Source organism: Variovorax sp. DXTD-1 (genome assembly GCF_003984625.1).
In the GTDB taxonomy this organism is placed as follows: domain Bacteria; phylum Pseudomonadota; class Gammaproteobacteria; order Burkholderiales; family Burkholderiaceae_C; genus Variovorax.
Genome location: NZ_RWKH01000015.1, coordinates 19,396 through 31,171, shown reverse-complemented (window position 1 = coordinate 31,171; position 11,776 = coordinate 19,396). Strand labels below are relative to the sequence as shown.

13 protein-coding genes are annotated in these 11,776 nt (G+C 64.8%); all 13 read right to left on the bottom strand.

All coding sequences use genetic code 11. From position 1 onward, the window contains the following. Window positions 1–10: 10 nt before the first annotated feature. Window positions 11–667: a protein phosphatase CheZ gene (cheZ, locus tag EJI00_RS15290; protein ID WP_126748357.1), complete on the bottom strand. Its 657-nt coding sequence runs from the start codon at window positions 665–667 to the stop codon at window positions 11–13. Window position 668: 1 nt separating this feature from the next. After that, a complete protein-coding gene (gene cheY / locus EJI00_RS15285) occupies window positions 669–1,064 on the bottom strand; it encodes a chemotaxis response regulator CheY (protein WP_185868148.1) in 396 nt (131 codons plus the stop codon). A gap of 31 nt (window positions 1,065–1,095) precedes the next feature. Continuing rightward, the gene (locus tag EJI00_RS15280; RefSeq protein WP_126748355.1) at window positions 1,096–2,175 is read right to left on the bottom strand and encodes a chemotaxis response regulator protein-glutamate methylesterase; all 1,080 of its coding nucleotides are present in this window, start codon (window positions 2,173–2,175) and stop codon (window positions 1,096–1,098) included. Further along, window positions 2,172–2,810, bottom strand: a complete 639-nt coding sequence (gene cheD, locus EJI00_RS15275) for a chemoreceptor glutamine deamidase CheD (RefSeq protein WP_126748354.1) — start codon at window positions 2,808–2,810, stop codon at window positions 2,172–2,174. The genes EJI00_RS15280 and cheD overlap by 4 nt, the downstream gene beginning before the upstream one ends. After that, window positions 2,807–3,628: a CheR family methyltransferase gene (locus EJI00_RS15270; RefSeq protein ID WP_126748353.1), complete on the bottom strand. Its 822-nt coding sequence runs from the start codon at window positions 3,626–3,628 to the stop codon at window positions 2,807–2,809. Before EJI00_RS15270 ends, cheD begins: the two co-directional genes overlap by 4 nt. A gap of 10 nt (window positions 3,629–3,638) precedes the next feature. Further along, window positions 3,639–4,952, bottom strand: a complete 1,314-nt coding sequence (locus EJI00_RS15265; protein WP_126748352.1) for an EAL and HDOD domain-containing protein — start codon at window positions 4,950–4,952, stop codon at window positions 3,639–3,641. A gap of 28 nt (window positions 4,953–4,980) precedes the next feature. Beyond that, entirely contained in the window at window positions 4,981–7,053 is a 2,073-nt protein-coding gene (cheA, locus tag EJI00_RS15260) for a chemotaxis protein CheA (protein ID WP_126748351.1), read from the bottom strand. 41 nt (window positions 7,054–7,094) lie between these two features. Continuing rightward, the gene (motB, locus tag EJI00_RS15255) at window positions 7,095–8,045 is read right to left on the bottom strand and encodes a flagellar motor protein MotB (protein WP_126748350.1); all 951 of its coding nucleotides are present in this window, start codon (window positions 8,043–8,045) and stop codon (window positions 7,095–7,097) included. Window positions 8,046–8,066: 21 nt separating this feature from the next. After that, window positions 8,067–8,927 carry a flagellar motor stator protein MotA gene (motA, locus tag EJI00_RS15250; RefSeq protein ID WP_126748349.1) on the bottom strand — a complete coding sequence of 287 codons (861 nt, stop codon included), beginning with the start codon at window positions 8,925–8,927 and terminating at the stop codon, window positions 8,067–8,069. 68 nt (window positions 8,928–8,995) lie between these two features. Beyond that, window positions 8,996–9,604 carry a flagellar transcriptional regulator FlhC gene (gene flhC, locus EJI00_RS15245; protein WP_126748348.1) on the bottom strand — a complete coding sequence of 203 codons (609 nt, stop codon included), beginning with the start codon at window positions 9,602–9,604 and terminating at the stop codon, window positions 8,996–8,998. Continuing rightward, window positions 9,601–9,939, bottom strand: coding sequence for a flagellar transcriptional regulator FlhD (flhD, locus tag EJI00_RS15240; RefSeq protein ID WP_260590737.1), 339 nt, complete (start codon window positions 9,937–9,939; stop codon window positions 9,601–9,603). Before flhD ends, flhC begins: the two co-directional genes overlap by 4 nt. Before the next feature lie 202 nt (window positions 9,940–10,141). Continuing rightward, on the bottom strand, window positions 10,142–10,435 hold the full coding sequence (locus tag EJI00_RS15235; RefSeq protein WP_126748347.1) for an EscU/YscU/HrcU family type III secretion system export apparatus switch protein: 294 nt from the start codon (window positions 10,433–10,435) through the stop codon (window positions 10,142–10,144). After that, window positions 10,432–11,754 (bottom strand): flagellar hook-length control protein FliK, encoded by a 1,323-nt coding sequence (locus EJI00_RS15230; protein WP_126748346.1) that lies wholly within the window; start codon window positions 11,752–11,754, stop codon window positions 10,432–10,434. The genes EJI00_RS15235 and EJI00_RS15230 overlap by 4 nt, the downstream gene beginning before the upstream one ends. Window positions 11,755–11,776 lie beyond the last annotated feature (22 nt).

The following is an 11,776-nucleotide window of genomic DNA, read 5'->3' as shown; positions in this document are numbered from 1 at the left end:
CTCGAGCGGCCTAGAACCCGAGGCTCTCCAGCAGATCGTCCACCTGGGCCTGCCCGGTCACGGCCTCGGGGTTGCCGGGCACCACCTGCGGGCCGTTTTGCAGGTTGCTGGCCTCCGCCTCGTGGCGTTTTTCAAGGTGCTTTTCGACATGCGAGTTGTCGATCAGCACCTGGAGCAGTTGCGTCTCCACGTCGTTGACCACTTCCATCATCTTCTTGATGACCTGGCCCGTCAGGTCCTGGAAGTCCTGCGCCATCAGGATCTCGATCAGCTGCGTGTTGATGGCGCCGGCCTTCTGCGGCACTTCCTGCAGGTAGCCGCGCGTGTCCATGACCAGCTGGCGCGCATGGTCCAGCTCCACTGGGTTAGCAAACCATTCGTCCCAGCGCTTGCTGAGTCCCTTGGCGTTGCTTGCAAGGTCTTCCTGCAGCGGCTGCGCCAGGTCGATGGCGTTGAGCGCGCGGTGCGCCGCCCGCTCGGTCATCGAGGCGATGTAGCCCAGCCGGTCGCGCGCATCCGGAATGGCTTGCGCGGCCTTGGCCACCTGCTTGTCGAGCCCCAGCTCGCGCAGGCCTTCGCGCAATTGCCGGGTCAGCTGCCCGATGCGCCCGAGCAATTCTTCGGCGGTGTTCCCGTGCTCCACGGGTTCGAGCGCAGCGTGTGTCATTTCAGGCCGCCTCTTTCTGGAGCTTCTCGAAGATCTTGTTGATCTTCTCTTCGAGCGTGGCCGCCGTGAAGGGCTTGACCACATAGCCGTTGGCGCCTGCCTGAGCGGCCGCGATGATGTTTTCCTTCTTGGCTTCGGCCGTGACCATGAGCACCGGCAGCTTGCCGAGCTCGGGGTCGGCGCGAATGGTCTGCAGCATGGTCAGGCCGTCCATGTTGGGCATGTTCCAGTCCGACACCACGAAGCCGAAGTTCCCGCCGCGCAGCTTCTCGATGCCGGCCGCGCCGTCTTCCGCCTCGTCGACGTTGAGGAACTCGAGTTCCTTCAACAGGTTGCGCACGATGCGGCGCATGGTCGGGAAGTCGTCCACAACCAAAATTTTGATGCTCTTATCGATCACGATTTTTCCAACTCCAACAGTTCGTTTTTCAAACCCGGTTCGCACGTTCGCCGAAGGTGCGCAGATGGGCCAGCACGCGGCGCCCCATCTCTCCCAGCGGCGCCACGTCGTCAACGGCACCCAATGCAATGGCCTCGCGCGGCATGCCGAAGACCACGCAGCTCGCTTCGTCCTGCGCAAATGTGTAGGCGCCCGCCTGCTTCATGCGCAGCAGCCCCTCGGCGCCGTCCTTGCCCATGCCCGTCAGGATCATTCCGATCGCGTTCTTGCCGGCATGCCGTGCAGCCGAGTCGAAGAGCACGTCGATGGAAGGACGATGGCGGTTCACCGGCGGTTCCTCGTTCAGCTGGGCCACGTAGTTGGCACCGCTGCGGCTGAGCGACAGGTGAAAGCCGCCCGGCGCAATGTAGGCATAGCCCGGCAGCACGCGCTCGCCATGTTCGGCTTCCTTCACGGTAATGCGGCACAGGCCGTTCAGGCGCTGCGCAAAAGACCGCGTGAAGCCGGCTGGCATGTGCTGCGCAATGAGCACGGCCGGCGAATCCGGCGGCAGCGGCAGCAGCACCTCGCGGATGGCTTCCGTTCCGCCCGTGGAGGCGCCGATGATGATGAGCTTCTCGGTACTCAGCAGCGGGCTGCGCAGCATGGGTTCCTGCGGACTCTCCGGTGCACCCTTCGCCGAGGCGGCGTGACGGCTCGGCAGCAGCCGCGCCGCGGCGGCCGTGCGGATCTTGCCCGCGATGATTTCGGTGTACTGCATCAGGCCGTCGCGCACCCCAAGGCGCGGCTTGGTCACGAAGTCGATGGCGCCCAGCTCCAATGCGCGCAGCGCAATCTCCGAGCCGCGCTCGGTCAGCGACGACACCATCACCACCGGCATCGGACGCAGGCGCATGAGCTTTTCCAGAAATTCCAGACCGTCCATGCGCGGCATCTCGACGTCGAGCGTGAGCACGTCCGGGTTCGCCACCTTGATGAGGTCGCGCGCCTGCAGCGGATCGGCCGCGGTGCCGACCACCGTCATGTCGGCCTGGCTGTTGATGATCTCCGTCATCACGCTGCGGATCAGCGCCGAATCGTCGACACAAACTACCTTGATCTTCTTCATGCGACCCAACTTCCTTTGCCATACGTGGCAGACCATTTGCGCAGCAGCTCGCCTTCGTCGTGCTGGACCGCCTGAATATCGACTTGCGCGCGCAGCTTGCGCACCACCGCCTTGCCGGTCGGCAGCAGGCACACGCGGCGCGCGTGCAGGCCGCGCAAGTCCTGCGCGGCGATGGTGATGCGCTGCTTCTCGAGGTAGCGAAGCACGAAGTCGGCGTTGCGCCCGCCGATGTTGAGCATGGTCATGTTGGCCAGCACCGCGGCGCCGCCGAAGACCTTGGCCCGCAGCCGTTCGCGCCTGGCGCCGGCGCGCAGCAGCTCGGCAATGAGCACGTCCATGGCATAGGCGCCGTAGCGCATCGACTCGACCTGATCGCGCGCATCGGCCTCGGCATCGTCCGGGAGCATGAAGTGGTTCATGCCCGCAACGCCCGCCTCCACGTCGGTGACGCAGGCCGCCACGCAGGAGCCCAGCACCGTCGTCAGCAGGATGCCTGCGTCGGTCACGTAGTACTCCGCCGGCAGCAGCTTGACTGCCGTGCAGTCGAAGTCGCGGTCGAAGTAGTGGTGCGTCGCCACCGAACCCGGCACGGCCGGCGGCCTGGAACCCCGCTCCTGAAGCAGGCTCGGATTCATGCGCGCGCCTTGCCCAGCGTGTACACCGTCTGTCCGACGGTCTTGAATGTCTGGTTCACCAGCGACGCATTCTCGGAATGCCCCGCAAACAGCAGACCGTTCGGCTTCAACAGAGGCACGAAGCGGTCCAGCAGCTTCTTCTGCGTGGGCTTGTCGAAATAGATCATCACGTTGCGGCAGAAGATCGCGTCCACGGGCTCCTTCACCGGCCATCCAGCGTCCAGCAGGTTGAGCCGCGAAAACTTGACCATGGCGGCCACTTCAGGGCGCACCCTCACCTTGCCCGCGTTGGCACCCGTGCCCTTGTTGAAGAAGCGCCGCAGGCGCTCCGGAGAAAGCCGGTTCACCTGCTCCATGGTGAACACCGCGGCCGAGGCCTTGGCCAGCACCGAGGTGTCGATGTCGGTGGCAATCACGCGGGCGGTGCTCGCGCGATCGCCGAGCGCCTCCATCAGCGTGATGGCGATCGAATAGGGTTCTTCGCCGGTGGATGCGGCCGCGCACCACACGGTGACGGGCTGGGTTGCCTTGCGCGCCAGGTCCGCAAGCACCGGAAAGTGGTGCGCCTCGCGAAAGAACGACGTCAGGTTGGTCGTCAGCGAGTTGATGAACAGCTGCCACTCCTCGCCGTCCCGGCTGTCTTCCAGCATGCTCAGGTAGGTGGAGAACTGGGGGAGCCCCAGGTCGCGCAGGCGGCGCGAGAGCCGGCTGTACACCATCTGCCGCTTGTGCTCGCCCAGGGCGATGCCGGCGCGGCGGTGAATGAGCGTGCGAATCCGCGAGAAGTCGCCGTCGGTAAAAAGAAATTCGGACGTCATGCTCAATGTCTTAATGGCCGTCAATGGGCACCGCGTCCTGCGACCAGGCCAGCGCGGAAAGGTGTGCGGCATTGACCTGGTCGGCGCTCAGCAGCAGCACCTCCGTCAGGCGCGGCGCATCGCCGGTGTCCAGCTCGCAGGCCTCGGCCAGCGAGAGGAAGGGGCCGTACACGCCGCCGCGCGTCAGGATCGCCTGCTGCACCGAATCGGAAAGTTGCACCTTGCTGAGCACCTCTTGCATCGGAATGCCGAGCAGCTGGTCGATGAGCGAGAACATCCCCACCACGAAGAGGTTGTCCGACTCGCCGCGCGGCAGCATGATCTCGCCCATCAGTTCGACGAACCGGCCGCGCATGATGGCCTTCTTCATCATGAAGGGTGGGCTGCCCGCCGGGTTGCTGGTTGCCAGCAGCATCGACAGCCAGCGGAACAGCGGCGAGTAGCCGAGCATGGTCACCGCATGGTGCAGCGAATGGATCTCGACGCCCGCCCCCACGGCAGGCGAATTCATGTGGCGCAGCAGCCTGTAGGTGAGCGCCGCATCGCGCTTGAGGGCGGCTTCGATCTCGCGCAGGTCTTCGTTGCGCTGGATCATCTGCAGCAGCCGCATGATCAGGATCGACTCGGGCTCCAGCGCGTGGCTGCCGGTTTTCACCGCAGGTGGCGGCAGGCCGCAGCTCGCGTCGGCAAACACGTCGATGCGGCGCGCGGCGCAAGCCTCGAAGTCTTTCCAAGAAGCCATGCGCGTTGCAATCGGCTGAATGGGCATGTGGTCGGGCTGCTCGCCGCGGCGGGCGGCCGCAACGAGCATCGGGTCTCCATTGCCCACGTCGAAATGGGTCACCATGCCAAGCAGCTCATGGTCCTCGGGCAGCGCCGTGGCGCCGCGCAGCATGAAGCTGAACCCCTGCTCGCGCAGGAACATCAGCACGGGCCGCAACTCCTCGTTCGCAAGATCGGCAAGCTCCACGCAGAACACGGTGTATTCGGGCGGCAGCGATTGCAGCGCACTCAGTGCCAGCGATTCGGCGTTCACATCGAAGAACAACTCGCTGCGTCCCAGCTGCCACGGGGTGTCCGGCGGATTGAGGTGCTCGGTCACGCAGGCCACCAGGGCCTTGAACTGCGTAATCGCGTCAGGCGCTTCGTCGGGCGTTGCGGCCGGGCGCCAGCCGAGCTTGTAGCCTGCAACCCGCTTCTGTGCATCCAGCAGCAGGGTGTAGGCCACATAGCCGTCTGCATTGCGCAAGGCCGTCAGGTCTTTCGACTGTTCGGGTGCCGGTGTTTCTTCGGCGGCGGAGCGCCGGAAAAAATCAAAACGCATTGCATCGTCTCCCTATGGATATCGTTTGTCAGGCGGCAACCGGGTCCATCCGCGCCGCATTCGCCAGGGCGGTGGTGCGCGTTGCGTGCGCGCGCTGGATGCGCGGCATGGCGTCCACGTCGATGATGAAAGCCACGCTGCCGTCGCCCAGGATCGTTGCGGCCGAAATGCCCGGAACCTTGCGGTAATTGGTCTCCAGGTTCTTCACCACCACCTGGTGCTGGCCAAGCAGTTCGTCGACCAACAGCGCAAAGCGCGCCTCGCCGGCCTGCACGATCACCAGGATGCCCTGCGTCGGATCGGTCTGCGCGCCCGACACGTCGAACACGCTGTGCAGTTCGATGAGCGGCAGGTATTCGCCCCGCACCTTGATCACATGGCCGTCGCTGGTAATCGAATGCAGGTGCTCGGGCCGCGGCTGCAGCGACTCGATCACGTAGCTCAGCGGCAGGATGTAGGCCTCGGTGCCGACCTTGACGGACATGCCGTTCAGGATGGCCAGCGTGAGCGGCAGCACGATGCGGGTGGTGGTACCCCAGCCCTCGCGCGAGCTGATCTCGACGTGTCCGCCCATCTCCTGGATGTTGCGCTTGACCACGTCCATGCCCACGCCGCGGCCGGAGATGTCGGTCACCTGCTCGGCCGTGGAGAAGCCGGGCGCGAAGATCAACTGCCACACCTCGTCGTCAGGCATCGTCTCGGAAACGGGCAGCCCTTGCTGCATGGCCTTGGCCAGGATCTTTTCGCGGTTGAGGCCGGCGCCGTCGTCGCTCACCTCGATCACGATGTTGCCGCCGTGGTGCTGGGCCGACAGCAGCAGCTGCCCTTCGGCCTCCTTGCCCTTGGCAATGCGCTGCGACGGCGTCTCGATGCCGTGGTCCAGGCTGTTGCGCACCAGGTGCGTGAGCGGATCGATGATGCGTTCGATCAGGCCCTTGTCGAGTTCGGTTTCCTTGCCGAAGGTGTCCAGGCGCACCTCCTTGCCGAGCTTGGCGCTCACGTCGCGAATCACGCGCGGGAAGCGGCTGAACACATAGTCCATCGGCATCATGCGGATCGACATGACCGACTCCTGCAGGTCGCGGGCGTTGCGCTCCAGGTGGCCCAGGCCGCTCAGGAAGCGCTCGCACTCCACCGGGTCGAGCATGGTGGCGGCCTGCGTCAGCATCGATTGCGTGATGACGAGTTCGCCGACCAGGTTGATGAGCTGGTCGACCTTCTCCACGTCCACGCGAATCGAGCTCGAGTCTTTTGCAGCCGTTGCCGCGCCCGCGGCGGAAGGCTTGGCGGCCGCGCCTGCGGGTGCCGCGGCGGGCCGGGCCGCTGCCAGCGCAGCCGGTGCGGCAGCCACTGCAGCAATGGGCAGCGGGTTTGCCGCGCTCGCAGCGCTTTCGGCGCCCGTCGCAGGGGCGGCTTCCGGCGTGATCTCGATCTGCGATTCGTCGATGACGAAGCAGCACACGGCAATGATGTCGTCCGGCGCGCAGCTGGTCTCGAGCACCACCGTGAGCTGGTCGTTGCTGCGCGTGCGCGACAGCAGCTTGCCGAGGTTTCCGAGCTCGTCGGCCAGCAGGTCGCATTCGCTGTCGGAAAGGCGCGAGAACTTGATGCGCAGCGCGTCGTGGCCCGGTGCGGCCGCGGCGGCAACAACAGGGGCGGCAACCACCGCCGGCGCGGGTGCGGGTGCAGGCGCCGGAGCCGCGGCTGCGCCGCCCTCGGTCTCGAGCGCGAGTTGCCGGAGCACACCGCAGATGTGGGCGACCATCTCAGGATCGGGTTCGTTCTCGGCCTGATAGGCAATCAGTTGTTCTTGCAAGGCGTCCTTCGTTTCCAGAAATGCATCGATCATCGAGCGGCTCAGGCTCAGCTGGCCATGGCGCGCGCGGTCGAGCAGGGTTTCAAGCAGGTGCGTCGTATCGGTCAGCGCAACAAAACCGAACGTGGCCGCGCCGCCCTTGATGGAGTGCGCGGCACGGAAGATGGCGTTGAGCTGCTCGCTGTCGGGCGCATCGGCGTCCAGCTCGAGAAGCAATTGCTCCATCTGCGCCAGAAGCTCGACGGCTTCGACAAAAAATGCCTGGGTGAACTGACTGAGATCCATCGTTGCTCCGAACCGGCTTGCTGTAGGGCCGGCATCAATTTCTATGGGTGCTCTGCGGAAGCGCCGCCGCCGGCGCTCCCCCTGGCCGTGACCTTGACGCCCTGGGCGGGAAGCAGCGGCGAAGGCGATGGCTGTGACTTGGCGGGCCAGCTCGCGGCGTTGCCGCTGCCGCTGTTCTCGCGCTCTATCTGGTGCTGGGTGCGGTGGTTGAGCAAGATGATGCTGATGCGCCGGTTGATCGGGTTGCGCGGATTGCTCCTGTCCAGGTGCATGCTGTCGGCCAGCCCGACCACGCGCAGCACCTTGTTCTCGGCCATGCCGCCCACCACCAGTTCGCGCCGTGAGGCGTTGGCCCGGTCGGCCGACAGCTCCCAGTTGCCGTAGGAGCGGTCTCCGTTGGTGTAGACGATGGCATCGGTATGCCCCGACAAGGTGATCTTGTTGGGCAGTTCGTTGAGCGTGGGGCCGATCTCCCGCAGGATGGCGCGCATGTGCGGCACCAGCTGCGCGCTGGCCAGGTCGAACATCGGGCGGTTCTCGCTGTCGACGATCTGCAGGCGCAGCCCCTCGGTGGTGATGTCGATCAGGATCTGCGAGCGGAACTGCTTGAACACCGGGCTGTTCTCGATGAGCTTGTCCAGCCGGTCCTTCATGCTGGCCAGGCGCTCGGCATCGGCGTCTTCCTCGGCGTCGGCCCGCTGGACCTCGCCGTCGGCGCGCGTGCTCGGGTCCATGCCGCCACCTGGAATCACGCTCTCGCTGGTGCTGCTTTTCTCGCCGCCGTTGATGGCCACCTTCAGCGGCATGCGAAAGTGTTCCGCAATGCCTTCACGCTGCTTGGGCGAGGCGTTCGACAACAGCCACATCACGAGAAAGAACGCCATCATGGCCGTCATGAAGTCGGCATAGGCGATCTTCCAGCCGCCGCCGTGCCCGCCGCCTGCGTGGGCGGGAACGCGCTTGACGACGACCCTGTGTTTTTCCGTGCTCATGGCAATGTTCCACGCCGTGGATCAGCGGGCCTTGACCTCGCGCACGTGGCTGTCCAGCTCGGTAAAGCTGGGCCGCTCGGTCGAGAACAGCACCTTGCGGCCGAATTCCACCGCCAGCTGCGGTGCATACCCGTTCAGGCTTGCGAGCAGCGTGACCTTGGTGCACTGGTACATCTTCATGCCCTCGGCCACCTTCTGCTCGATGAGCGAAGCCAGCGGCGAGACGAAGCCGTAGGCCATCAGCACGCCCAGAAAGGTGCCGACCATCGCGTGCGCAATCAGCGCACCCATTTCCGAAGGCGGCAGGTCGGCCGAGGCCAACGCATGCACCACGCCCATCACGGCCGCAACGATGCCCAGCGCGGGCAGCGCGTCGCCCACGCGCGAAAGGCTGTGCATGGGCACTTCGGCTTCGTGCTTGATGGTCTCGATCTCATGGTCCATCAGCGCTTCGATCTCGAATGCGTCCGTGTTGCCGCTGATGACCAGCCGCAGGTAGTCGCACAGGAACTCCATCACAGCCTCGTCGGCCAGGATGTTGGGATAGCGCGCGAAGATCTCGCTCTTGGCCGGGTCCTCCACGTCGGACTCCAGCTTCATCATTCCTTCCTTGCGCGCCTTGGCCAGCAACTCATAGAGCAGCGCCAGCAGATCCAGGTAGAGCTGCCGGTTGTGCTTGGACGAGCGCAGCAGGAGGGGCAGCTCCTTGAGCGTCGACTTGATCGTCTTGCCGTTGTTGCCCGCAATGAAGGCGCCCAGCGCGGAGCCGCCGATCATCAACAGCTCCACCGGCTGGAACAGCACGCCGAAGTGCCCGCCCATGAGCGCATAGCCGCCGAACACGGCGCCTATGACCACCAGATAACCAACCAAAAGGAGCACGCGCTTCCCCTACTGCCCTTGAGGCGTCGATTCAAAAGCCTTGCCCACGGGGGCAAGGTCCGCTTTTTTCAATGAAGCCCACCGCCGTCGAGCGCCGATTCCACGGCAAGACCCATGCTTTCCATGCCCGGCACAGCGATCTCGCCGGCCGCCGCGCGCTTCGACCCGCGCGCCTTGCCCGCCCGCGACGGGGGCCGGCAGAGCACGCAGACGTACCCGCTCTTGTGGTCGTGCGCATGTGCCACGAACTGCCCCGCGCACCGGCAACAGGTGCTCAGTTGCAGCATGTCGCTGTCGAAGAAGCGAACCATCGTGTATGCACGCGTGAAATCCAGAATTGGTTCGCTTTCCTGCGCCTCAATTTGCTGCAAATACAATTTGTAGCTTTTAATCAATACCCAGACCTTTTCTTCATCGGAGTGGGTTTTCATGAATTGATACATGTTGTAAAACATTGACGAATGGATATTCGCCAACCAGGTCATATACCAATCGGTTGAAAAAGGAAGCAACCCCTTGGGGGGAGAGACGCCCTTGATTTCCTTGTAGAGGCGGATCAGCCGCTCGCGGCTCAGGCCCACTTCCGCCTCGAGGAACTGCAGGCGGGCGCCGAGGTGGATCAACTGGATCGCCAGCTGAACTTCGCGCACTTCGCCAAGGACGCTCTTGGTGCTCATACCGTGGCGGCTTCTTTTTTACTCTGCAGGCTTCGGGCAGACATCAGGATCGACATGTGCGCTTGTTGCAGCATCGTGTCCTTATCTTCGCCAACTACCGCCGACATCGAGGCATGCTCGTCAAGCCGGAAACTGCACAGCAGGAAGTTCGACGCCGCGAGCTTGAGGATCTGCGCCAGCGACATGTTGGCCAGCATGTCGGCCAGTTCACGGCTCACGCCCAGGCGGAACATCGCAGCCACGCGGTCCTGCTTGACCAGCTTCTGCGCCAGCAACATGTAGGCGAGATTGATGTCACCGATCTCGCGGGAGATCTCGCCGTTGGCCACGTTCATCACAATATCCGTTTCCAAAATTGCACTCCGTTCAGTCATGTCCTGAGTGAATTATTCCAACTATTTAACACTTTGTAACTTTCGATCACGGGGAAACTGTAAAGCGAGCTACAAGTACATGTAAGCTTTTGTTGCAATCGCACTACTGGTTTCTGCCGATGAAATTAGTTCTCATTTCCTGCGCTAACTTAAGGGAAAAGATTTAGCTTTTCGCCTCTGCCGCTGTGCCTTGGTCCGCTTCGATCCCGTGGATCCACGCCATCACCTCTGCCACCGCCAGATAGAGCTGCGGCGGAATCTGCCGATCGAGGTCCACCTGCATCAGCAGCTTGATCAGGTCCGCCGAGGCGTGCACGTACACGCCGTTCTCCCGCGCCTGCCGCAGGATCGATTCCGCCGTCACCCCGTAACCCTTGGCCACCACCACCGGCGCCTTCGCCTGGTCGGCATAGGAGAGAGCCACCGCGCTCGGGCGCGTATCGGTCGGAGCAGTCATTCGGCATGCTCCACCGGGCTCATCGCCGTGATCTGCAGGTCTTGCAAACGCAATCCGGCGGCTTCGAGGCGCGGCCCCAGTCCGCCGCTGTCATTGCGCAGGCGCGCGAGTGTTGCTGTTTCGCTGGCGGCAAGGCGGGCCTGAACGAGTTCGCCCGTCAGGCTCAGCCGAAGATCGACGGCACCCAGCCTGGGCAGCGAGAGCGAAACGGTGGTCGACCAGCTGCGCGGGCGCTCCTTGCGCTCCTCGTTGCGTCGGTCTCCAGGCGCGTCGGCGGGCTGGTCGGCTTCTTCGTGGATGGACCACTCCATCGGAACATTCGGCCATGCTTGCCCGCTCCAGCGGAAAACAGAAGTAGCCAGCAGATCGAGCTGCTGATGCACCAGCGCCACGGTTTGCGGATGAATCATTTCAGCCGGCGCGGCCACCGAAGCGGCTGGGCGCGCCGAAGAGGCGGCAGCGCTGTTTTCGCCGAGGCCGCGGCTGGCCGTGCGCTCGTCGGAAACCACACCCGCATCACCCGGGAAGGCGGGAACCGCGGCCGAAGCAACTGGAACACCCTGGCTCGTGTAGACCGATGCCGGCGGCGTTTGTGCCGGTGCACCTTGCGCAACAGCCACGGGCTGCCCGTGGGCGGGCGCGCCCGGCACAGGCTGGCTCGCCGCGGGAGCGGATGCGCCCGCGGCGGCAACCGGTTGGCCAGCTGACGGAACCGCCAAAAGCTGATCCGCGGCAACCGGCCGGCCCGGAACTACCTGGGCGGGCTGGGGCTGTGCAGGCACCTGGAACGAAGGCTGCGCGGTGCCGGCACTGGTGGGGGTGGCTGCCTGCGTCAACCGCATTTGCGGCTCCTCGGCCAGTTGCCGCACGGTGCGAAGGCCCTTGGCAAATTCGGCCAGATGCGATTCGTAGAACATCCCGCTCCCGGCCACGGTTTGCGCCAGCGCGCCGGCGAGCACGGGCGCCGCGGGCGCCTGCGCCGAGGGCCACAGGGGCGCCGCGCCGCGCACAGGCTCGGCGTCGGCATGAAGATCGGCCAGCACGGCGCTGATGGCACGGGCCGCCGCCGACCACTGTGTAGCCACCGAAGGCGGCGCATCGGCCGCGCGCGGCGCGCCGGCCGGCACCTTGGCCGGCAGCACGGCCTCGAGCAGTGAGTGGGACGGCAGCCGAACATCGTTCTTGACCTGCTGGACCTCGGCCACGGCGCCGGCCGGCAAGCTGGTGCCGACCTCGGTCTGCAGCGCAGCGAGCTCCGGCCGCAGTGCGGCAAGCTTCGTTGCGAGCGGCGCATCGGCGAGTCCGATCGATCTGTTCATTGCGTTTGCCGTGCTCTCTTGC

Excerpts from the sequence above, each read along its gene's own strand:
- cheZ (WP_126748357.1), bottom strand. The coding sequence starts at position 667 with ATGACACACGCTGCGCTCGAACCCGTGGAGCACGGGAACACCGCCGAA.
- EJI00_RS15280 (WP_126748355.1), bottom strand. The coding sequence starts at position 2,175 with ATGAAGAAGATCAAGGTAGTTTGTGTCGACGATTCGGCGCTGATCCGC.
- cheD (WP_126748354.1), bottom strand. The coding sequence starts at position 2,810 with ATGAATCCGAGCCTGCTTCAGGAGCGGGGTTCCAGGCCGCCGGCCGTG.
- EJI00_RS15270 (WP_126748353.1), bottom strand. The coding sequence starts at position 3,628 with ATGACGTCCGAATTTCTTTTTACCGACGGCGACTTCTCGCGGATTCGC.
- EJI00_RS15265 (WP_126748352.1), bottom strand. The coding sequence starts at position 4,952 with ATGCGTTTTGATTTTTTCCGGCGCTCCGCCGCCGAAGAAACACCGGCA.
- cheA (WP_126748351.1), bottom strand. The coding sequence starts at position 7,053 with ATGGATCTCAGTCAGTTCACCCAGGCATTTTTTGTCGAAGCCGTCGAG.
- motB (WP_126748350.1), bottom strand. The coding sequence starts at position 8,045 with ATGAGCACGGAAAAACACAGGGTCGTCGTCAAGCGCGTTCCCGCCCAC.
- flhC (WP_126748348.1), bottom strand. The coding sequence starts at position 9,604 with ATGAGCACCAAGAGCGTCCTTGGCGAAGTGCGCGAAGTTCAGCTGGCG.
- flhD (WP_260590737.1), bottom strand. The coding sequence starts at position 9,939 with ATGAACGTGGCCAACGGCGAGATCTCCCGCGAGATCGGTGACATCAAT.
- EJI00_RS15235 (WP_126748347.1), bottom strand. The coding sequence starts at position 10,435 with ATGACTGCTCCGACCGATACGCGCCCGAGCGCGGTGGCTCTCTCCTAT.
- EJI00_RS15230 (WP_126748346.1), bottom strand. The coding sequence starts at position 11,754 with ATGAACAGATCGATCGGACTCGCCGATGCGCCGCTCGCAACGAAGCTT.